This is a genomic window from Arthrobacter sp. E3 (assembly GCF_017353415.1).
Taxonomy (GTDB): Bacteria; Actinomycetota; Actinomycetes; order Actinomycetales; family Micrococcaceae; genus Specibacter.
Genome location: NZ_JAFMPX010000003.1, coordinates 84,075 through 105,768, shown reverse-complemented (window position 1 = coordinate 105,768; position 21,694 = coordinate 84,075). Strand labels below are relative to the sequence as shown.

General features: G+C 60.9%; 12 protein-coding genes. 10 read left to right on the top strand and 2 right to left on the bottom strand.

Translation table 11 applies throughout. The features are described from left to right. The first annotated feature begins 81 nt into the window (after positions 1-81). From JMA46_RS02550 to JMA46_RS02510, 9 genes are all read left to right on the top strand, one after another. Entirely contained in the window at positions 82-1,368 is a 1,287-nt protein-coding gene (locus tag JMA46_RS02550; RefSeq protein WP_247646974.1) for a C40 family peptidase, read from the top strand. Positions 1,369-1,914: 546 nt separating this feature from the next. Then, entirely contained in the window at positions 1,915-6,789 is a 4,875-nt protein-coding gene (locus JMA46_RS02545) for an NPCBM/NEW2 domain-containing protein (RefSeq protein WP_207343725.1), read from the top strand. A 180-nt stretch (positions 6,790-6,969) separates the two neighbouring features. Further along, entirely contained in the window at positions 6,970-8,652 is a 1,683-nt protein-coding gene (locus JMA46_RS02540) for an ATP-binding cassette domain-containing protein (RefSeq protein ID WP_207343724.1), read from the top strand. 48 nt (positions 8,653-8,700) lie between these two features. After that, on the top strand, positions 8,701-9,900 hold the full coding sequence (locus JMA46_RS02535) for an MFS transporter (protein WP_207343723.1): 1,200 nt from the start codon (positions 8,701-8,703) through the stop codon (positions 9,898-9,900). A 235-nt stretch (positions 9,901-10,135) separates the two neighbouring features. Further along, the gene (locus JMA46_RS02530) at positions 10,136-11,089 is read left to right on the top strand and encodes an ATP-binding cassette domain-containing protein (protein ID WP_207343722.1); all 954 of its coding nucleotides are present in this window, start codon (positions 10,136-10,138) and stop codon (positions 11,087-11,089) included. Continuing rightward, positions 11,086-11,997: an ABC transporter permease subunit gene (locus JMA46_RS02525; protein WP_207343721.1), complete on the top strand. Its 912-nt coding sequence runs from the start codon at positions 11,086-11,088 to the stop codon at positions 11,995-11,997. The genes JMA46_RS02530 and JMA46_RS02525 overlap by 4 nt, the downstream gene beginning before the upstream one ends. 35 nt (positions 11,998-12,032) lie before the next feature. Then, positions 12,033-13,337: a histidine kinase gene (locus JMA46_RS02520; RefSeq protein ID WP_207343720.1), complete on the top strand. Its 1,305-nt coding sequence runs from the start codon at positions 12,033-12,035 to the stop codon at positions 13,335-13,337. A gap of 22 nt (positions 13,338-13,359) precedes the next feature. After that, positions 13,360-14,058: a response regulator transcription factor gene (locus JMA46_RS02515; RefSeq protein ID WP_207343719.1), complete on the top strand. Its 699-nt coding sequence runs from the start codon at positions 13,360-13,362 to the stop codon at positions 14,056-14,058. Positions 14,059-14,080: 22 nt separating this feature from the next. Then, positions 14,081-15,376 (top strand): M18 family aminopeptidase, encoded by a 1,296-nt coding sequence (locus tag JMA46_RS02510; RefSeq protein ID WP_207343718.1) that lies wholly within the window; start codon positions 14,081-14,083, stop codon positions 15,374-15,376. 15 nt (positions 15,377-15,391) lie between these two features. Here JMA46_RS02510 and JMA46_RS02505 read toward each other — a convergent pair whose 3' ends face one another. Both JMA46_RS02505 and JMA46_RS02500 read right to left on the bottom strand, forming a co-directional pair. Continuing rightward, positions 15,392-16,042: a DUF1345 domain-containing protein gene (locus tag JMA46_RS02505; protein WP_247646973.1), complete on the bottom strand. Its 651-nt coding sequence runs from the start codon at positions 16,040-16,042 to the stop codon at positions 15,392-15,394. Positions 16,043-16,049: 7 nt separating this feature from the next. Beyond that, positions 16,050-19,721: a TM0106 family RecB-like putative nuclease gene (locus JMA46_RS02500; protein ID WP_207343717.1), complete on the bottom strand. Its 3,672-nt coding sequence runs from the start codon at positions 19,719-19,721 to the stop codon at positions 16,050-16,052. 110 nt (positions 19,722-19,831) lie between these two features. On the opposite strand from JMA46_RS02500, the gene JMA46_RS02495 reads away from it, so the two are divergent. Further along, positions 19,832-21,304: a TIGR01777 family oxidoreductase gene (locus tag JMA46_RS02495; RefSeq protein ID WP_207343716.1), complete on the top strand. Its 1,473-nt coding sequence runs from the start codon at positions 19,832-19,834 to the stop codon at positions 21,302-21,304. Positions 21,305-21,694 lie beyond the last annotated feature (390 nt).

The following is a 21,694-nucleotide window of genomic DNA, read 5'->3' as shown; positions in this document are numbered from 1 at the left end:
GGGGCGATGCCGTGCGTGATTCTGAAACTTTGTGTTCGTTCGAAAAAATGCCATGAAATTTCAGGAAAATGACGTACGCTCATGATTACCGCGTGCAAGGAAGCAGGGGGAAATTCGGTGAAGGTTTCGCGAGGCAAGTCAAGGACGTACCAGTTGAGCATGGCGGTCGTTTGCACCCTGCTTGCGTCGGGTGGTTTTGTGGGGGCTGGGTACGCTGATACTTCCACGGGGGACGCTGCAGCAGCGGTCAGCTCCCAGGAGAGTCTTCGGCTCGCCGCAACTGTGGAAGTGGCCTCACCAGCTGGATTCGATTCCTTTGCCGCTCAGGGTCTTGGCGTGAAGTTGTCTTTCGCAAATACCTTGATTCAGGCCAACAAGCCGGCCGCCAAGCAGATATTCGACCTGACGGATCCCAACGGCAACACCCCCCATCTTGCGCGTTCAGTCAATGCGATGCGAGGAGCCATCCCGGAAATCTCCGCGGAACTCATCTCTCAGGTGCGCAAAGACATCCTTGCTGCTGCCTACCAAGGCCTGGGCCATCCCTACGTCTGGGGCGGCACCAGCTTTGAATACGGTTGGGACTGCTCTGGTTTTGTCCAGTGGGCCTACGCGCAGGCTGGCGTTGCGCTGCCTCGGACGGAGCAGTGGATGCCGATGGTGGAAACCTCCAATCCTCAGCCCGGGGACATTGTGGTGCAAAATCCTGACGGCCCAAACCACTGGTCGCACATTGGCATTTATATTGGCAATGGAAAAATGATCAGCGCGCTGAATCCGTCCGTAGGCACGTTCATCCACGCTCCGAGCGACGTCAGCAACTCGTCCACATATTTCACCATGCCAGGCTTTGCTTCTGCCGATGAAAATGCGAAGGCGCAGGCTGCCAAGGACAAGGCTGACAAGGTAGCGAGCGATATCAAGGCGGCAGGGAGTATTTCCTCAGCTCCCAGCCCGTCAACGAAGCCCAGCACAGTGCCGGGGACTACTCCGGGAACGACGGTGCCGGGAACTACGGCACCCGGGACGACGACGCCGGGAACTACGAAGCCTGTTGTGACGCCGTCACCGACGAAGACGCCTGCTGTGACGCCGACGCCGACGCCGACTGACCCGACGACGCCTGACGTGACGGTTGGGCCGACCATCGAACCGTCGACGCATACATCGGAACCTGGAACGACGGCACCCGTAACACCCGCCCCGGAAACTACGGAGCCCGCCGCCCCGGCGGCCATCACCGGGGCGTCGAAATCTGCCGCAGTGGAGCCTTGGACGACGGAATCGGGCACTCCTACAGGGACGGGGGACGCGTCGTGGGCTGCCACCACTACGTCGTCCGCTCTCCCCGCGTCGACAACCCCTTGAGCTAAGGCACCAATCCCCGCGACTGGCCGTGCGTGCTGATAAGTGACCTTGAGGGGGCGGTGTTGTCCTCAACGCCGACGTAGCGAGAGTGCTGCGCGGCCGCGGCAGATTTTCGGCAAGTTCTGGTGTGGCTGAACCGCTCTAAGAACAACGCAGAAGCGCCAACGCCCATAGAACAATCGAGGTGGCACCTTGCGCCCTTCTCCCAGACGCCATCCTGCGGAGACAGGCCGATCATTTCTGCCCGCAGCCGCCTGACACGCTTTAGTGTGCCGAAGACCGGGTCATTGTGATGGATAACTTCAATGGACGGAACTCGCTCCGATGACCCGCGAAAACAACTTGAAATTTTGCAGAAATATTGTGTGTTATGGATCACAACTCCTCTAGACTTGAGCCACGTCACATTTTCTGATGAACGTTAATGATCATTTCTTTGATCTTTTAGTCATATATGTTCGTCACGGTCGAAAGCGAGTTCGAATGCCGTTGCAACACATAGAGGAACCAACAGGGTCACCGGCAAAGCCGCCCAACAGCGGAAAGATGGGCAAACGTGCCGTTGCCGTTGCCCTTGCCGGGCTGCTTGCAGTAGGCGCTCTACCTGTATTGGCACTGTCCCAAGCCGCAGTGGCAGCTCCCGGAATACCCATTTCGGCGTCCAACATCACTCCGGAAGTGCTGGTGGACCAGAGCGGAACCACCCTCGGAGCCATCAGCACGTTCAGTCAGGCCGGTAATGTTGTCAGCCTGAGCCCTGCAACCGGTGCGGTTCGTGTGACTTTCCTCGATGACGGAAACTTCCGTCTGGAGGCGACCCCGACAGGAACTTTTACCGATCCGGCCAACACTCCAGCGTCTCCGGCCGACGTGCAGCGCTCTGCGAACATCGTGGTGGGCGAGGGCGACTTTGACGCCGGCACGGTCACCGTGAGCGACACTGGGGGAGTCATTACGGTGGCCACTACCAAGGTCAAGCTTGAAGTCAAGAAATCGACGGGCGCCTTTACGCTCAAGCGCGTCGATGGCTCCGTCGTGTGGCAGGAATCTTCCGCACTGAGTTTCGGTTCAGCAACAACGACACAGCACCTGAAGCCCCTCGCAGGTGAGCAGTTCCTGGGCGGCGGCATGCAGAACGGCCGTGTGGTCCACACGGGCTCCTCCATCAACATCTCCAACAACTATGACTGGGATGACGAAGGCCACCCCAACGCCGTGCCGTACTACATGACCAGCGCCGGCTATGGTGTCTTGCGCAACACGTTTGCCCAGGGTTCCTACACGTTCACCAACGATGAAACCACTACACACAAGGAAAAGCGTTTTGACGCCTACTACTTCGTCGGTGACTACAAGCAGAGCTTGGACGGTTACACCAAGCTGACCGGGCGCCCCAACCTTCCACCCATATACGGCCTGGAGTACGGCGACGCCGATTGCTACAACCGTTCCAGCCCCACATACTCTTCCTCGGGCTTCAACAACCCGGATGCACCAAAGCAGGTCACCTTTGACGCAGTAAAAACCGCAAAGGAATTCAAGGCCAACGACATGCCCGCGGGCTGGATGATCGTCAATGACGGCTACGGCTGTGAGTACACCCCGGACGCGGCTGGTTACGACAAAAACGCACCCTACGACGCAAACAGCACCGACAAGGGCCTAGGCAACACGGTCAAGGCCATCAAGGCCGAAGCCGACCTCAAAACCGGTTTGTGGACCCAACGGTCGCTGACCAAACAGGAACAGGAAGTTGGCGCCGACGGCATTGCCATGCGCAAGCTTGACGTTGCCTGGGTCGGTGAAGGCTACCGTCTGGCGCTGACGGGCTGTGAGAGTGCCAAGGGCGGTATCGAGGAGTACTCCAGCGGACGTGCCAACACCTTGATGGTTGAGGGGTGGGCCGGTGCGCAGCGCTGTGGTGTCCAGTGGACGGGCGACCACTCCGGCAACCTGGATCAGGCGCGCTGGGGAGTCCCGGCAATGGCCGGCGCAACCAACTCCGGCCAGGCCTTCACCACTTCTGACATTGATGGGATCTTCGGCGGCAGCACGGAAAGCTACGTCCGTGATCTGCAGTGGAAGGCTTTAGCCCCGGAACTATATTCCATGAGTGGCTGGGCCGCCGTGGATAAGCGCCCGTGGCTCTATGGTGACGCCGCAACGGAAATCAACCGCAAGTACCTGCAGATGCGCCAGGAACTGATGCCCTACATCTATTCCTTGTCAGTTGATGCCCACAACACCGGCGTCGGCATGATGCGAAGCATGCCGTTGGAATTCCCCAACGATCCGCTTTCCTACACCAAGGAATCCGAAACCCAGTTCATGGTCGGCGGGAACTACTTGGTGGCACCCGTTTCCACCAGCAGCGATGTGCGCAACGGAATTGTCCTACCCTCCGGCAGCCAGTGGGTGGACTACTGGACCGGCACCCTCTACGAAGGCGGCCAGGTTCTCAACGGCTACAACGCGCCGTTGGAGACGCTCCCGATGTTCGTCCGTGCCGGTGCAGTGGTGCCCAAGGGCCTCATTGAGCGCAACGCTTCCCTCGTACCGGAAAACTCCGCCCTCACGGTTGATGTTTACCCCTCGGGCGATTCCTCCTTCACATTGAACGAGGATGACAAGGTTACCCGCGAGTACCAGATTGGCAAGTCAAGCACGCAGAACTTCAACGTCACGGCCCCGGCCAAGAATGGCGGCGACGTGGTTGTCACCATTGGCAAGCGCGACGGCGACTACGCGGGCAAGGCTGGCGCCCGTCCGTACAAGCTCGAAGTCCACAGCGGCTCACAGCCCTCGGCCGTGATCGTTGGCGCCACGACCTTGGCAAAGCTTGCAGATGCGGCTGCGTTCACGACAGCCTCGACAGGCTGGTACTACGACGCCGCTGACGCTGGCGGCACGGTACATGTCAAGGCTGGAGAGGTCCCCTCGGCCGCCTCGGCCACGGTGACCTTGAAGGCCACCTCCGCCGTTGGCGGCACCGACTCCGATGCATTGGCTGCACAAGTTGCCATGACCTTGGAGGACAAGGTCTTCCAAGGTCACAAGACATCAGCTTCGGCGACATTCACGAACACCGGCAGCAATGCCAAGACCGATGTTGTCATCAGCGCTGTTGTTCCCACGGGCTGGACCGTCGGCAACGCCAAGGGTGCCACAGTGGCCTCGGTTGCTCCCGGTGCCACCGTCCAAGCAACGTTTGACCTAGTGCCCGGGGCGGACTCTGCCGCCGGCAAGCAAACGGTCGGTGCCAAGGCAAGCTACAAGGACGCCAAGGGTGCCAGCCAGGAAGTTTCCGGTGCGAACCAGATGTATGTTGCTTACGGCTCACTCGCCGGGGCGTTCAACAATATCTCGGTCACCACTGCCAACGGATCGTTTGGGGACAAGCTGGGCAACTTCGACGGTGGCAACGCGTCCTACAGCATTGAACAGCTGAAGACGGCCCCGATTCCCGCCGGTGGCGTCACACCGGGATCCACCGTCACCGTGGATGCCGGTCTGGCCACCGAGGTCAACTACACGTGGCCCGAGGTGGGAGCAGATAAAAACAATGCCGTCGTCCTGGACGGGCAGACCATTGCCCTCTCCGGTCAAGGGACAGACTTGGCGATTTTGGGGTCATCCAACAGCGGTTCGGGTGCCTCCCCCGAGTTCACCATCACGTACACGGATGGCACCGTCCAGAAGCAATCGACCTACTTCCCGAACTGGTTGCCCCAGGGCAACACTCAAGGGGCAAAGGTTGCGATCAAGTTGTTCGGACGCAACAGCCAGTCCAATGCGGCAAACCCGGAATACAAGGACTACGGATACCAGATCTATTCAGGAACCGTGCGCCTACTGCCGGCCAAGACACTGGCCTCGGTGACCATGCCCAAGGTGAACTCCGTGAAGGTGTTTGACTGGAAGGTGGCGAACTTCCCCTTGCCCGATGCACCCAGTGCCGACGCGTTTGTCTCGGACCTGGAATGGGTATCGGCCAGCAACGGCTACGGCGTCATCGGTAAAGACGTGGCGAACAAGGATGCCGCGAACTCACCCGATGCTCCGTTGACCGTTGTTGACAAGTCCGGTGCAGAGACGGTCGTCCACACGTACGAGAAGGGCCTTGGTGTGCACGCGCCATCCAATGTGAGCTACTACGTGGGTGGGCAGTGCAGCCGCTTCACCAGTGAAATTGGCCTTGAAGGCGACTTTGCCGGCAAGATCATCTTCTCCGTCGTCGGCGATGGAAAGGTCCTCTACCAGAGCCGTACGTATGTCAGTGGCTTTGCTCCCGAGTCGATTGATCTTGACCTGACGGGCGTTTCCTACCTGGAACTACGTGTTGACCCGATCTCCGAAGGTGCCATCAGCGGCGCCCACGGCGTGTGGGGCGATGCGAAGATCTCCTGCTCGGAGGCCGAGCCAGCCGACGAGATTGCCCCTGTCACCACGGCAACCGTGGATCCGGCCACTCCGGCCGCAAGCGGCTGGTACACGACGGCTCCGACCGTCACATTGAGCGCCACCGACAACGTCGGCATTGCCAAGACCGAGTACCGGATCGGTGCCGGCCCCTGGACGGAGTACACCGAAACCGTCACCCTCCCCGAGGGCGAGAACGGCTTCACGTACCGCTCCAGCGACGACGCAGGCAACATCGAAGAAGACAAGTCCACCATCGGATTCAAGGTGGATACGCAGGTGCCTGCCGTTTCGGCCAGTGTTGATGCTGATGCGCGCACCGTCACGGTGAATGCAACGGATGCCGGTTCCGGCGTTGCATCGGTGGAGTTCTCCACCGATGGTGGTGCGACGTGGCAGGCGTACACGGGTGTCGTCAAGGCAGGGGACGACGGCGTGTCGCTCGCCTACCGTGCCACAGACAAGGCCGGCTTGATGGCGGCCTCCACCGTGGATGCTGTGGTTGCTCCGGGTGAATCCCCGGAACCGGCTACCCCGAGCTTGTCGGCACCGGCTACGGCTGCTGCCGGTACGGATGTCACAGTGACGGCCAAGGGCTTGGCTGCCGGTGAAGCTTACGAGCTGTGGATCCATTCGAAACCGGTCCAACTGGCTACCGTGAAGGCAGCTGCCGACGGCACGGCCTCAGTGAAAGCCAGCATTCCGGCTGATTTTGCCACCGGTGCGCATGAGCTGACGCTGGAGCAGGTGGGCACTGTTGTGGCCCGTACCGCCATTGCGATCACGGCGGCAACGGTCGACAACAACAACGCCGACAACAACAACGCTGGCAACAACAACGCTGGCAACAACGGAAGCAATAAAGCCGGCAGCAGCAACGCCGGGCAGGGCGATGACCTTGCCAGCACCGGTGCCAAGGTCCTGCTTCCGGCAGGCATCGCCTTGCTGCTGGTGCTCGGAGGTGGTGTGGCGCTGGTAATCACCCGCCGCCGTCGGGCATAAGAAGCAGCACAGCCCGGTGTTGAGAGGCAAGTGAAGGCCGGGCGGCAAATGCCGGGTAGCAAGACCAGGGGCCCCTTCTGCAGAACGCGGAAGGGGCCCCTGGTGCTTCAACTGGAGTCGCCGTCATGCGTCCCTACACAAGCGGTGCACGTCGGCCTCCCGGGATGGGAGACTTAAAGGGTGGGACACATTGACGTTGCAAACATTGACTATTTTCTCTCCGACGGCCGCCAGCTCCTCAACGGGGTGAACTTCCGCGTCTCCGACGGCACCAAGACGGCCCTGATTGGCCCGAATGGCACGGGCAAAACAACCCTGCTGCGCATTATCTGCCAGGACATCAAGGCAGATGAGGGTGCCGTGTCGCGTTCCGGGAGCATGGGCGTCATGCGCCAGTTCGTGGGTCAGGTCCGCGATGAAAGCACGGTCCGCGACTTGCTGCTCTCTGTCGCTTCACCGAATATTGCCGCAGCGGGCAAAGCCGTTGACGACGCGGAATTGGCCATGGTGGAGCGCGACGACGAACCAACCCAAATGGCGTACGCCCAAGCCATTGCCGACTGGGGCGACGTTGGCGGCTATGAAATGGAAACGACCTGGGACGAGGTCACCATGGCTGCCATGGGCTTGGACTTCTACACGGCCCAGTTCCGCAAGGCAGCGTCCCTCAGCGGCGGGGAGCAAAAGCGCTTGGTCCTGGAAGCCTTGTTTGCTGGCCCTGACGAGGTGCTTCTGCTCGATGAGCCAGACAACTACCTTGATGTACCGGGCAAGCGCTGGCTTGAAGCAAAAATGGGCGCATCGAACAAATCGGTGTTGTTTGTCAGCCACGACCGTGAACTGCTGGCGAATGCTGCGAACAGAATTGTCACGCTGGAACCCGGCATCAACGGTGCCTCCAGCTGGACGCACGGAGGCGGTTTCGAATCCTATGTGAAGGCGCGTGAGGACCGAAATGCGCGTTTCGAGGAACTGCGCAAGCGTTGGGACGAAGAGCACATCAAGCTCAAGGAACTCGTCAACATGTACAAAAACAAGGCCGCCTTCCGCTCCGACATGGCCAACCGCTACCAAGCAGCCCAGTCGAGACTGGCACAATTTTTGGAACAGGGCCCGCCGGAGGCCCTGCCCATCGAACAAAACGTGAAGATGCGACTCAAGGGCGGACGCACCGCCAAACGCGCCATCATTGCCACCAAGCTTGAACTCACGGGGCTCATGAAGCCGTTCAGCACCGAGGTCTGGTTTGGTGACAGGGTCGGCGTGCTGGGCTCCAACGGCTCCGGAAAGTCACACTTTTTGCGCCTGTTGGCTGCGGGGGGATCCGACCCCGACAAAGAACATGAGCCGGTGTCCGACGTCGAAATTGCGCACGTGCCCCACGAAGGTTCGGTCAAACTTGGCGCCCGCATCCGCCCGGGATTCTTTGCCCAGACCCACGCCCGGCCGGACCTTTTGAGCCGGACGCTGCTGGACATCCTGCACCGCGGCGATGAACACCGTTCCGGATTGGGTCGCGAAGCTGCCGCAGGGGCCCTTGACCGCTACGGCCTGGCGTCCAGTTCCGAGCAAAAGTACGACTCCCTCTCAGGCGGACAGCAGGCAAGGTTCCAGATTCTGTTGCTGGAACTTTCCGGGGCTACACTGCTTCTGCTGGACGAACCAACCGACAACTTGGATCTGCACTCGGCCGAAGCGTTGGAAAAGGCCATCGACTCCTTCGAAGGTACAGTGTTAGCCGTGACCCACGACCGCTGGTTTGCCCGATCGTTCGACCGATTCCTGGTCTTTGGTACCGACGGCAAAGTCTACGAGTCGGAAGAGCCTGTCTGGGACGAAAAACGGGTCGAGCGCGCCCGCTAAGCCTCTGCCCTGCCACCTTGATCTCCTGAACTAAAGAGTAAGTGCACCATGACCCAGCAAATAATACGCCGAGCGACCTTTGCCACCTTTACCGTATTTGCGATCAACGGCTTCGTGTTCGCCAGTTGGGCTGCCCGAATTCCAGCTGTCACAAGGATTCTTGAGTTGACGGCCGGGGAAATGGGCCTGCTGCTGTTAACGATTGCCGCCGGATCTGTGATCGCCCTGCCGTTGGCGGGCACGGTCGTGGGGCGGATAGGAACGGCAAGCACCATCCGGGTGGGCGGCTTCACGTCCTCCTTTGGTGGGCTCATAATTGCTGCGGCACTTTCACAGCACCATGTCCCGTTCACTGCTGTGGGGCTGTTCTTCTTCGGCGTGGGCATCGGGTTGTGGGACGTCGCGCAAAATATTGAAGGTGCGGCTGTTGAACGCCAACTGGGAAAGACCATCATGCCGCAGTTCCACGGTGGCTTTAGCGGAGGCGCCCTCGTTGGGGCCCTTGTGGGTGCCGGACTGTCTGCGCTGCATGTGAGCATGTCAGTGCACTTATTGGCCATTGTCATCGCCGTGGTGGTGGCCATGATTTTTGTGCCCAGCATGTTCCTGCCGGAGGAGACCGTTGTGCATGGAGTAACCCGGACACCGGCTGGCGCATCCAAGACGCTCAGTGCCTGGCGCGAAAGCCGCACCCTTCTGGTGGGATTGGTGGTGCTCGGGGCTGCCCTGACGGAAGGGGCTGCCAATGATTGGATTGCCAAGGCGACCGTTGACGGCATGGGTGCCACAGAAGCTGGCGGGGCCATCATGTTCGCCGTGTTCGTCGCTTCCATGACCTTGTTCAGGTTCTTCGGAGGCCGCTTTGTTGACCGCTATGGCCGAGTCCGGGTGTTGTTCGGCAGCCTCGGGGCCGCATTGCTGGGCCTTGTGTTGTTTGTCGTCGCCCCGAACATGCTGTTGGCAGGTCTTGGCGCGGTTTTCTGGGGTGCCGGTGCGGCCTTGGGATTCCCACTGGGCATGTCCGCGGCTGCCGATGATCCAGCCAGAGCCGCCGCACGTGTATCCGTGGTGTCCACGGTGGGCTACGTGGCGTTTCTTGGTGGCCCGCCCCTGTTGGGCTTCCTAGGTGACCATGTGACGATCCGCTGGGCACTGCTGGCAATCGTGGTGGCGATTGTGGCATCTATTCTGACGGTTCCTGCAGCCAAGCCGCTTCCTCATCCGGGCCTGGACCGGGCTACCCGCTGAGGCGTGGAAGTATGCAGTTCAGGGTATTTACCCTGAGTGATGCCAGCAACCAGCTGCGGCAAGTGTAAAGGCCAAAACTACTGGGTCATCCGTTTGGACTACCCTGAATGAACCCTGATTCATCCCTGAGGTAGAAGAAAACAGCGCCGCTATTGCGTACCGTGGATGTAGATTCGCTACGAGGGCCACAATCATGGCCCCAAGAACCCGGCGACCGCCAAAAGGGGAAGTCCACATGATTGAGGCAACAAATCTGGCCAAGCGCTACGGGGCCGTGATGGCTGTTGGAGGTGTTTCCTTCACCGTCAAGCCGGGCATTGTGACTGGATTCCTGGGACCGAACGGCGCCGGAAAGTCCACCACGATGCGCATGATCGTGGGCTTGGACAAGCCCACCGCAGGCAGTGTCACCGTCAATGGGAAAAAATATGCCGACCACCGCAACCCATTGCACCAGGTAGGCGCGCTCCTTGACGCCAAGGCCGTGCACACCTCCAGAAGCGCCTACAACCACCTGCTGGCTCTTGCCGCGACGCACAACATCCCTACCGCACGCGTTAACGAAGTCATCGACATGACGGGGCTGGCCGCCGTCGCCAAGAAGAAGGCTGGCGGTTTCTCCCTCGGCATGGGACAGCGGCTGGGCATTGCCTCGGCACTGCTGGGCGACCCACAGACGCTGATCTTGGACGAGCCGGTTAATGGGTTGGACCCCGAGGGCGTGCTTTGGGTGCGTAATCTGGCCAAGCACTTGGCCGGGCAGGGCAAAACGGTGTTTCTGTCCTCGCACCTGATGAGTGAAATGGCGCTAACGGCAGACCATCTCATTGTGATTGGCCGGGGGCAGATCATTGCCGATGCCCCCATCGCCCAGATCCTTGCAGGCACCCAACAGGCCAAGGTCCGTGTGCGCACGCCGGAGGTGACCAAGTTGAGTCAATTGCTGGGTAACAATGGTGTCCGCGTTGAGTGCCCTGAAAATGAGACGCTTGAGGTGACGGGGCTCGACTCACGTCAGATTGCCGCTACAGCACTGGAGAACCGGGTGCTGGTCTACGAACTGACGCCACTGACAACCTCCTTGGAAGATGCGTACTTCAACCTCACCAAGGATGCGGTGGAGTACCACTCGCAGGACTTTTCCAACGACGCGTCAGCACCGGCCACCGCGAAGGAGCCCCAACGATGAGCACCACGAGAATTTCCGCACCTGCACACGTTGCCGGCGGTTCCCTGACATTCATGGGAGTGCTGCGCAGCGAGTGGATCAAGTTCCGTTCGCTGCGCAGCACGAAGCTGTTGCTGCTGTTCACTTTTGTCGCCATGGTGGGCGTGGGAGCCTTTGCCGCATGGGTGCGCGGGATGGTGGTGCAGGGCATCATGGAATTTGGTGCAGCCGGTCCGCCCGGGCGTGAGTTGCCGACCACTGGTGCTCCCAAAATGACCATTGACCAGGCCATAGCCGCAGCCAATCAGCAAGGCTTGAACATTTACGGCACGCCCATTGCCGGTTTGCAACTGGGGATCCTGGTCCTTGGCGCCCTCGCGGTGCTGTTGATCGCCTCAGAATTCGGCACGGGCATGATCCGCTCTACCATAACGGCGGTACCCAAGCGCCTGCCGGTGTTCTTTGCAAAGGCGATTGTTCTGGTGGTGGTGTCCTACATTCTGACGTTGGTGGCAGCCTTTGTCACCTTCTTGGTGTCAATGCCCATTCTGGGGATTTATGACATCAACATGTCGCTGGATATGGATGGTGTGCTGCGGAGTATTTTGCTGGGCGGGGTCTACGTCGCAGGAGTAGCTCTCATTGGCTTGTCGCTGGGCACACTTTTGCGCAGTGCAGCCGCTGGCATCGTGGTCTTGGTGGCGTTGTTTTTCCTGCTGGAAATCGCCACCTCACTGCTGGGCTTGGTCCCTGGAGACTTCTGGAAGTACGTCAGCCAGTACATACCCAGTGTGGCTGGCGGACGCATGCTGGAGATTGGTGACAAGGCTGCCTTCATCAGCCCCCTGTCAGGCGGACTGATTTTCCTCGCGTGGATTGTTGTCATCACAGTTCCGGCCATCGTCTCATTCAAGAACCGTGACATCTAAACCCAGCTTGGCGCCGAGTAACTAGGAACCGGCCCATGCGTACACAAAGCCAGGCGGGGGGCGGGCAACGAACGGCCGCGCCCCCCGTCGAATCACCATCCGTAGAACGGCGGGCCGATGAGTTCGCGGCCCGCCGCCGCGGTGTTTTCAGAACCTACTTTTACCACCATCCGCGCATCATGGATGTGCTTGTGGTGCTGGTGTATCTGTTGATCAGTTCAGCAAGCCTCATCAGCGTTGCTTGGACGGTCACCAACCTCGGCGTGCACACAGTCATCGTGCTGGCCACAGCCGTGGTGCTTATATTCCGCCGGGACAAGCCGCTGACCGTGCTGGTCATTATTTCCGTTTTTGAGCTACTCAATATTTCACTGGTGACCGGTTCGGGAAACATTGGCGTTGGCATCTGGTTTGCCCTGTACACCACAGCAGTCCACTACCGTCCGTTGCTCAGCTTTCCCATTGCGGTCGCGGCGAGCATCCCGCTGACCATTTTCACGTTCTTTTTCTACCGATTCCCCAACGACCTGCTGGTGTCCGAGGGACCCACGGCGGAGCAAACGAAGATCATTTCTGCCATTATGATGCTGCTGGCAAACATCATTGCCGCAGGAATAGGTGCTTCCGTGCGAAGCGCGCGCCAACACGATGCAGAGCTTCGCCAATGGGCTGTCAGGAACGCCCAACTTGCCTCAGTGGCCGAGCGCAACAGAATTGCCCGTGAAATGCATGACGTGGTGGCCCACTCGCTCACCGTCATGGTGGCACTTTCAGATGGGGCCGCCGTCGTTCTCAAACGTGACCCGGTCAAGGCGGGGGAGGTGCTGGGGCAGCTCTCACAAACCGGGCGCACGGCTCTAACCGACATGCGCAGGGTGCTGGGTGTGCTGCGTGCTGAAGGTGGCACCAGCTTGAGCCCACAGCCGCATCAAAGTGACATGGGAGCCTTGATTGAAGGCTTTCGGCAGGCGGGCTTGCCCCTGACCTTCAGCCAGTCCGGGCCGCCAATGCCCCATGACCCGGCACTGGCGCTGACGATCTACAGGATTGTGCAGGAATCATTGACGAACGTTCTGCGCTACGGCACCGCCGTGTCGCGGGTACGGGTGGAAATTGAGAACAACCTCAACCGTGATGAACTTTTCGTTCGGATCAACGACGACGGGCACGGGTCGTTGAGTGAGTCCATAGGCGCGAATGCTCATATGGGGACAGGCAACGGCATTGCCGGCATGCGTGAACGTGCCGGAATATACGCTGGAACTGTTGAGGCCGGCCCGATGCCGCAGGGTGGTTGGATGGTTGAGGCAGTGCTGCATCCAGGCGTTGGCACTTCATGAGTGAGCTTTTTGGGGAGGACGTATGGAACAGGATTCCGTGAACAGGAACACGATCAAGGTTCTGCTTGTCGATGACCAACCGCTGCTGCGCATGGGGTTCAAGCTGATTCTTGAGGGGGAGGAAGATCTCCACGTGGTGGGAGAGGCTTCCAACGGCCGCGAAGCCCTCGAAGCGGTGGGACGGCTGGACCCCGATGTGGTGCTCATGGACGTCCGTATGCCTATTATGAACGGCATCGCCGCGACAGAGGGCATCAGTGCATCCCGTTCTGAGGCACGGGTCATCATCTTGACCACTTTTGACCTTGATGAGTACGCCTTTGCCGGGTTGCAGGCAGGCGCCAGTGCCTTTCTACTCAAGGATGTTGCGCCCGCGGAGCTGGTTCAAGCCGTGCGGTTGGTGGCCAGCGGGGACGCCGTCGTGGCACCGCGTGTCACCCAGCGGCTGTTGGAGAACTTTGTCCGCAACCGGCCGCCCCGCCCGACGCCTCATCCCGATCCGTTGCTGGGCGAGTTGACACCGCGTGAGCTCGAGGTGGCCCAGTGCATTGCCCAAGGGCACTCCAACGCAGAAATTGCACACGAGCTCTTCCTCTCCGAGGCGACCGTGAAGACGCATGTGCGCCGGATTCTGACGAAGCTGCACCTGCGGGACAGGGTGCAGGTGGTGGTGTACGCCTATGAAACGGGCCTTGTCATCCCCAGCAACCCTGACTACTGAGGCTTCATGATTGAATCAAGTCATGACCTTCGGTGAGCACATCCTGGACCTGCGCGACTTCATTGCCGCTTCGCCTTCAAGTTTTCATGCTGCACACGAGTCCGGACGGCGCCTTGCCCTGGCCGGATTCACACAGTTGACCGAAGACGAGGCATGGCCAACGCACGGCAAGTTCTTCGTGATCCGCGACGGCGCCATCATCGCCTGGGTGGTGCCGGAAGCGGCAACGGCAACTACAGGTTTCAACATTCTTGGCGCACACACGGACTCGCCCTCCTTCAAGCTGAAGCCCAAACCCACCACAGGCCGTTTCGGTTGGTTGCAGGCGGGCGTTGAGGTGTACGGCGGGCCGCTGCTGAACTCGTGGCTGGATCGGGAACTGCAACTTGCCGGCAGGCTGGTGGATGTCGATGGCACGGAAACGCTCGTGGCTACGGGTCCCTTGTTGCGCTTCCCACAATTGGCCATCCACCTTGACCGAAGTGCCAACGACGGGCTCAAGCTCGACCGGCAGGCTCACATGAATCCGATTTGGGGACAGGGCAATCCTGCCGATGAAGACCTGCTTGGCTTGTTGGCGGGAAAAGCCGGGGTTCAGGCAGAGAACATTGGTGGCTACGACATCATGGTGGCGGACACTGCTCCCGGCCAGGTTTTCGGCGCCAACAATGAGTTCTTTGCTTCCGGACGGATGGACAACCTGACATCCGTCCATGCCGGCGTGGTGGCGCTCATTGCTGCCGCCAGCGGTGGCGCAAACAACAAAGAAGGGGCACAGGGTCCTGTGATCCCCGTCCTGGCGGCCTTCGATCATGAAGAAATTGGTTCCGGTTCCCGCTCAGGGGCGTGCGGACCCATTCTTGAAGACATTCTGGTTCGGATCTCTGACTCCCTGGGAGCCAGTGTCAGCGACCGCCGTCGTGCCTTTGCAAATTCGTTGTGCATTTCAGCCGACGCCGGCCACGCTGTCCACCCCAACTATTCGGAACGCCACGACCCCGCCAACCATCCTGTCCTGAACGGTGGCCCGTTGCTAAAAATCAACGCCAACCAGCGCTACGCCACGGATGCGGTGGGAGCCGCGGTTTGGGCCAAGCTGTGCGCGGCCGCGGGTGCTCCCTACCAGGAATTTGTCTCCAACAACGATGTCCCGTGCGGCTCCACCATTGGCCCGCTGACGGCCACCCGCCTGGGCATCCGCACCTTGGATGTTGGAACGCCGCTGCTGTCGATGCACTCCGCCAGGGAGCTGTGTGGTGTGGCCGATCCACACAACCTGGCGCGCATCGCGGAGACTTTCTTCAGCTCGGCCGTTTAGTTTCGGTGCGGGCGCCTAGGCGACGAGGCTGACCACGAGGTTGATGGTGGTGGCCAGAATGCCCGTGCCAAACACGAAGGCCAGCAGGCTGTGCCGCAGCACCGCCGAACGCATGGCCCGCGTGGTGATGTTCGTATCAGAAACCTGGTACGTCATGCCCACACTGAACGCCATATAGGCAATATCCGTGTACTGGGGCGGCTCATCCTGGTTGAAGCCAATGCCACCGGGTTCGTCACTGTAGTAAATCTCGGCGTAGCGCAGCGTGAACAAGGTGTGGACCATGAGCCAGGACATGGCGGTGCAGCCAATGGCGAGCAGGGCCAACAACAGACGCGCCGTTCCAGCCACGTCCTTGCTGCCCACCATGACGAGCGCGACGGCGGCGAGGGAACCCAGCGCTGCCAGCAGAATCAGCAGATCGGACGTTCGGCGCCCCGGGTCCTCCTGGAGGGCGTGGGCTGCAGTTTGCGCGGCATCCATGGGGGCGATCTTCAGCCATACCCAGGTGTTGTAAATCAGCGCCGCAACAGCCCAGCCCACCGCTGGTGCGTAAATCCATGCGCCCAGCAGTCCCGTCAACACCATCGCGGCGGCGCCGCACACCACCATGCCGATGAGACGAAGCTGGCGGTTCCGCGTTCGGGCGGTACTCACGTGGTCCATGGTGCGATCATGCCACGATGGCTCCCTGACCTGTGTCAGCCGCGCTTGTGCACAAACCGATGAACGCGCCCAGTTCAGCCATGCCCGACGGCTTTCCGGGCATGAAGTTCGTTAGCTGAGGGGAGCGGATGATGACAGCCCGCCACTGGCCGCGGGAAACAGCGACGTTTATCCGGTTCCGGTTCAACAGGAATTCCATGCCGCGCGGGGCTGCTGTGGGATCCGCGCACGCCATGGTCACCAGCACAACGGGAGCCTCCTGGCCCTGAAATTTGTCGACGGTGCCCACCCGGACGCCGGACAATCCGGCGCTGTCCAAAGCGCCGCGCACCAAGTGCACCTGGGCGTTATAGGCTGCGACCACCAGAAGGTCTTCCTGCCCCAATGGACGTGGTTTTTGACCGGCCCCCGGAGTCCACCGCAGGCCGAGATGGTCATTGACCTGCCTGACCACCTCGGCGGCTTCCTCGGGGGAGGACTGCTTGTTCTCCTTGTTGTCAGCCAAGTCCTGTTGAACAAAGACAGTTTTCACACCGGGCTGCCTGCCGTCGAGGTGCCGTTCGCTTGCAGCAGGCGCGGACTGCAGCTTTCCCTCGTAGCTGAGCGTGGATACGCGGGCACACAATGCTGGGTGCATGCGCCACGAGTCGGCCAAGAAGTATCCCAACTCCAGTGGCAGTGTTGCGTGGCCGGCGGAGAGCCAGCCAAGCGCGGACTCGTCCACGGGGGCCGGGTGGGAGCCCTGCGTGACCTGCGGCAATTGCTGCGGATCGCCCAGCAGCAGCAGGCGTTGGGTGGACTGCGCCACGGCCAGCGTGTTGGCCAAGGAGTACTGCCCGGCCTCATCAATCACGAGCAGGTCAAGGGACCCGGCGGGCACGTTGGCGCCCGTCATGGTCCATGCGGTTCCGCCGATCAACGCACCCTGCGTGGAGCCCAGAAGCTTGCCGAACTGCTTGTCATCGGTGATTTTCCAGGGCACGTCATGCGGGATGGCAAGCTTCTTGCCCACCCGTTCCGGATCCACGCCGGCCTTTTCGATGGTGGCTCGCAGCATGTTCTCCACGACTGCGTGCGACTGTCCCACCACTCCAATCTTCCAGCCCAGCGCTACCAGGTACGCGATGACATGCGAGCCCACATGGGTCTTCCCCGTCCCAGGCGGCCCCTGGACCGCAAGGTAGGAATGGTCCAATAGTTGCACGGCCGCAGTGATGGCGGTGATGTAGTCGTGTTCCCGCACGCTGTGCCCGTCGCCATGCACGACGGCGGAGGGCAGGGTGCCGCCGCCGGCCAGCCGCGGCTTTGCCTTGCGCAGGATCTCAATGCCCGGGTGCCGGGGCAGGTGCGGCAGATTGCTTCCCACGGTCTGCGCCAAAGTTGCGAGTGCTTCGCGGATGCTCTTGGTCGCTATGGGCTGGTTCGGGGTCAGCGCCATGGGCAACTGGTTGTAGGCGGGCACCTTCAGGGAGGACTTGTCCTTCACGATGAGGGTTGTGAGCTCGGGTGTGGCGGGGTCTGACACATCTTCTTCGACGGTGATGTTGAAGAGTCCATCACGCAGCGACGGCATCTGCGCATCTCCGCCCAGGCCCTCTGGAAGCGGGGCCCCTATCATGCCAAACCATGATGTGCCTGCCCGGAAGTCTGATCCCTCAGTTGCTGTGCCGGTGAGCCTCAGGGTTCGGGTTTCAGTTCTTGCCTTTGGCGTCGCCTTAGCCCAGTCCTGGAGCACTTCAGCTTCCTGAACGACGAGCATATTGCGTTCCTCAGCCCATGATTCCGGCCCCTTCTCCAACCGGTCAAAGTGGCCCCACCAGAACTGCTTGTCCTCACGACGGTGGTAGCTGGCGGCCGCGGACACCATGGCAATGGTGGTCTCATCATTCGTCAGTTTGTAAGAGGTGCCCTGTGCCTGGAGCCCTGCAATGTAAGCGTCCAGTTTGAGCTCGCCCTCACTGGGCTCGTGGCTACTTGGCTTGGCCGCCGAGGCTTCCGGGTTGGGCAATTTTCCGCTGCCTTCGGTCCAGCTGCCCACCACCTTTGCGGCACCGATTTTCAGCAGCCAATCACGCAGGCGCAGCGTGGAAAGGCAGTCGTATTCGTTGTAGGCGGAGATGGACGCCAAGATGGTCTCCGCCTCGGCTGCCTGAACAGCGTCCCCGGCCAGTCCGGCGTCGCGCGCCTTGCAGTAATGCGCGTAGGCCACCACTGAGGCGCCGGCATTGGTCACATCGCCCACACGGCCGGAAGGCATGTAAAACGGTTCCAGCTTCTTGATTGAATATGAGGACTCGGAGATTCGTACAGATTGGCGCACGGTGTCCAGCAGGTCCACGAGGAGGCCGCTGCGCAGCCAGTCGTCCACGGTGTCCTCGGCTGCCTTGTTGCCGTGCAGGACGGCTAGGTTGCGCAATGCCGACTTTTCGTAGGGTGCGTAGTGGTGGACATGCATGTCAGGGTGGTGGGCACGTCGGGCTTCAACGTAGGCCACAAACTTCAAGAACGCCTCGCGCTCCTGGGCCCGCGAATGCGCCCAAAATGGCATAAAATTCTCCGGCGTACCGTCGGAAGTACCCGGAGCAGGGGCCTCAATGGAGCCAAACAGGTACTCAATGCCCCACTTTGTGTCATCGTCCGGGTCCTGCCAAAGCGGGTCCCCTTCGAAGTCAAAGAATATGTCGCCTGCGCTGGGTTTGGGAATTGTGCTGACAGTGGCCAGTACCTTGTAGCTGATCTCATGCGAGTCGGGCCCCTCGCCAGCAGTGACAGTCTTGACATCAGGCTCCAACCCGAGCTGCATGCGGGCTTGGTCGCGCAATCTTGTCAGCGGCCCCGTTGCGTTGCCTGCTGGCATGGCCGCCAACGCATCGATCGTGGCGATGCCCTCAGCCATGAGCTTGCGGCGTTGGGAACCTGTCATGCCGTTGACAAGCAGCAAGTCGCCGGTGGCCTTGACCTGCTCAGTGCAATAATCGCAGCGTCCGCAGTAACTGACGCCTTCTTGCAGCCACGAGACGGGTTCTGGTTGTGCCCTATGGGCTGCCGTGAAGTCCAGGAAATTATCCCGGCGTTCACGAAAGACCGGCAGCAGATCGGTCATGGGGTGTGGGCTTTCATTGCGGTTGCCCAGGATCAGCTTGGTGACAGGTACCAGCGGAATGCCGTACTGCTGCAGCTGATCCCCATAGGCGGCCAGCTGCAGCAGGGCGCTGACTTTCGCATGCCGGGCCAGTTTCGTGTCATGGACGGCGTAGGAGCCATCTGCCGCTCTCACCAGAAAATCCGCAAACCCCACCAAGGAACCGTCAAAGAAAGTGGCCTGGAAAACGACGTCGGCCCCGGCGCGCAACGCTTCAAGGGTCTCCTCACGCTTCGACTCAAGGCCGGCCCACGTCAGATCCCCGCGCTCCACGACCTTCACACCTGTGCCCGTGGATTTGTTCCATTCACCGAACTTGGCCACATATTCATCGAGGATCTTGTGCTCAAATGCGTCGCCGAGTTCTGCAGCACGTTCCATCATCTCGTCTTGGGCGAAACCCGGCTTCGTAGTCCGCCCCAACTTCTCGTCAAGGATCCGCAGCGACCTATACTGGCACTCGCTGGCCGTCACCAGGTCCGACGCCGAGAAGATCAGCGGGGCATCGCCGCCAGCGGGGGAAACAAGGAGAAACATGGTGTTGCCTTCCATACGAATTGTGCAGCACCTTGAATCTAGCAAGCCGCACTGACACTTTGTCCCCGCGATAGGGCAGGATGGACTTCAAATCCACTTTGGAGGCTGCCATGGGCATTTTTCGCTACACCACATCCATCCCCCTTCCGCGCGAGCAGGTGTTCGCGTGGTTTACCAGACCAGGCGCCTTGGTGCGTCTCACTCCGTCGTTCTTTGGAGCGGTTTTGGCAGAACCCAGCGACGGCATCAATGTCGGCTCGACGGCGGCCATGGGTGTGGGCGCGCCAGGCGGCATTGGAATGTGGCTGGGATCGGCCGCAGGCAGCCTGCGCGGCTTGCTCCCTGCTGCGTTGGCAGGCAAGCGCTGGACGAGGCCCGAGCTGAGATGGGACGCCCTGCACACCGAGCTGGTGCCCGGGTCGAGCTTTACCGATGTCATGGACAAGGGACCGCTGTCGTCGTGGACGCACACCCATAAATTTAGTGACGGGCCGGAACCGGGCACCACAGTCATGGTTGACGAAGTGCACTATGAGCTGCCCGCCCTGGCCCGCGGCGAGTGGGCTTATAAGCGAATGAATGCGGAGCTTGAGCGCATGTTTGCGTTCCGGGAACGGCAGCTGCTCGGGGATTTGGCCTTCCACAACGCCCATTCCGCTGAGCCGTTGAAGATTGCCGTGTCCGGGGCGTCGGGGCTGATTGGCCGCCAAGTGTGCGCGCTGTTGGGCGGTGGCGGGCATAAGGTGCTGAAACTAGTGCGTAGGGTGCCACAGGCCGCTGACGAGATCTTTTGGGATCCCGATGCCGGTTTGGTTGACTCCGCGGCCCTGGCGCAATGCAACGCCGTGGTGCATCTGGCCGGCCATCCCATCGGTGGGCGGTTCACCGACGCCAATAAAGAGGCCATCCGTCAAAGCAGGATTCTCGGCACGCGGCTGCTGGCTCAAACTTTGGCAGAGCTGGCGTCCGACGGCGTGCAACTCACCATGGTGTCCGGTTCCGCCGTGGGGTACTACGGTGCCGAACCGCATGATTCTGCAGAAGATCCGCGCCCACTGGTGGAATCGGACCCGCCCGGCACTGATTTTCTGGCCACTGTTTGCCAGGACTGGGAAGCTGCCTGCGCGCCTGCTGTTCAAGCGGGTGTGCGGGTGGTGAACGTCCGCACCGGGCTGGTGCTTTCCGCGGGTGGCGGGGTCCTGCAGCGGCTGCTTCCGCTGTACTTGGCCGGGGCTGGGGGGCCGTTGGGTGAGAAGCAATGGCAGAGCTGGGTGGGGATCGATGACATTGCCGGCATCTTCGCGCACGCTGCCCTGACGGACAGTGCGGCCGGGGCGCTGAACGGCGTGGCCCCGCATCCGGTGACCGCCGGTGAATTTGCGCGTGTTCTCGGCAGTGTGCTGAAACGCCCTTCCGGGTTCAAGGTCCCGGAGCTGGGGCCAAAGCTGCTGCTGGGGGCCCAAGGCGCCGCCGAATTGGCGCTGGCCAACCAACGGGTGTCCGCGGATAAGGTCCAGGCCTCCGGCTACAGCTTCAGGCACGCGGAGTTGGAAACCGCCCTGCGCCACATCCTCGGGGAGTAGCCGATGCATCCCCAGTGCCCGGCGCCCGCCGCTGGCGCGACCTAGTGGGTCCGGACTGAATGGAACGGGTGGTTGTTCCGTGTGGGAACGGCGTGCGTGAGATCCATGCGTGCAGTCATGGTCTGCGAGGCGATCTGCAGCATCTGGGCCAACTGTCGCATTCCCAAGTGTCTGAGCACGCAGTGTCCACCGTTCCACCCGGGAACCCCTGAACGAGACGGATCGAGCTGATTGGTGGCCCCTCCAAAACCTTCCATTGGCCCACCCGATGTGCGATCCAATGGCAAATATCCAGCCCATCCCAGACGCTATGACCACCATGACGCCGAGAAGCAGACAATGGCCCAGTCCACGCGCAAAATAATGGAGGGTTTGCGCTGCTCGAGGTTA

Bases quoted from the DNA above. Each gene is read 5' to 3' on its own strand.
- JMA46_RS02550 (WP_247646974.1), top strand. From the start codon at position 82: ATGATTACCGCGTGCAAGGAAGCAGGGGGAAATTCGGTGAAGGTTTCG.
- JMA46_RS02545 (WP_207343725.1), top strand. From the start codon at position 1,915: ATGGGCAAACGTGCCGTTGCCGTTGCCCTTGCCGGGCTGCTTGCAGTA.
- JMA46_RS02535 (WP_207343723.1), top strand. From the start codon at position 8,701: ATGACCCAGCAAATAATACGCCGAGCGACCTTTGCCACCTTTACCGTA.
- JMA46_RS02530 (WP_207343722.1), top strand. From the start codon at position 10,136: ATGATTGAGGCAACAAATCTGGCCAAGCGCTACGGGGCCGTGATGGCT.
- JMA46_RS02525 (WP_207343721.1), top strand. From the start codon at position 11,086: ATGAGCACCACGAGAATTTCCGCACCTGCACACGTTGCCGGCGGTTCC.
- JMA46_RS02520 (WP_207343720.1), top strand. From the start codon at position 12,033: ATGCGTACACAAAGCCAGGCGGGGGGCGGGCAACGAACGGCCGCGCCC.
- JMA46_RS02515 (WP_207343719.1), top strand. From the start codon at position 13,360: ATGGAACAGGATTCCGTGAACAGGAACACGATCAAGGTTCTGCTTGTC.
- JMA46_RS02510 (WP_207343718.1), top strand. From the start codon at position 14,081: ATGACCTTCGGTGAGCACATCCTGGACCTGCGCGACTTCATTGCCGCT.
- JMA46_RS02505 (WP_247646973.1), bottom strand. From the start codon at position 16,042: ATGGACCACGTGAGTACCGCCCGAACGCGGAACCGCCAGCTTCGTCTC.
- JMA46_RS02500 (WP_207343717.1), bottom strand. From the start codon at position 19,721: ATGTTTCTCCTTGTTTCCCCCGCTGGCGGCGATGCCCCGCTGATCTTC.
- JMA46_RS02495 (WP_207343716.1), top strand. From the start codon at position 19,832: ATGGGCATTTTTCGCTACACCACATCCATCCCCCTTCCGCGCGAGCAG.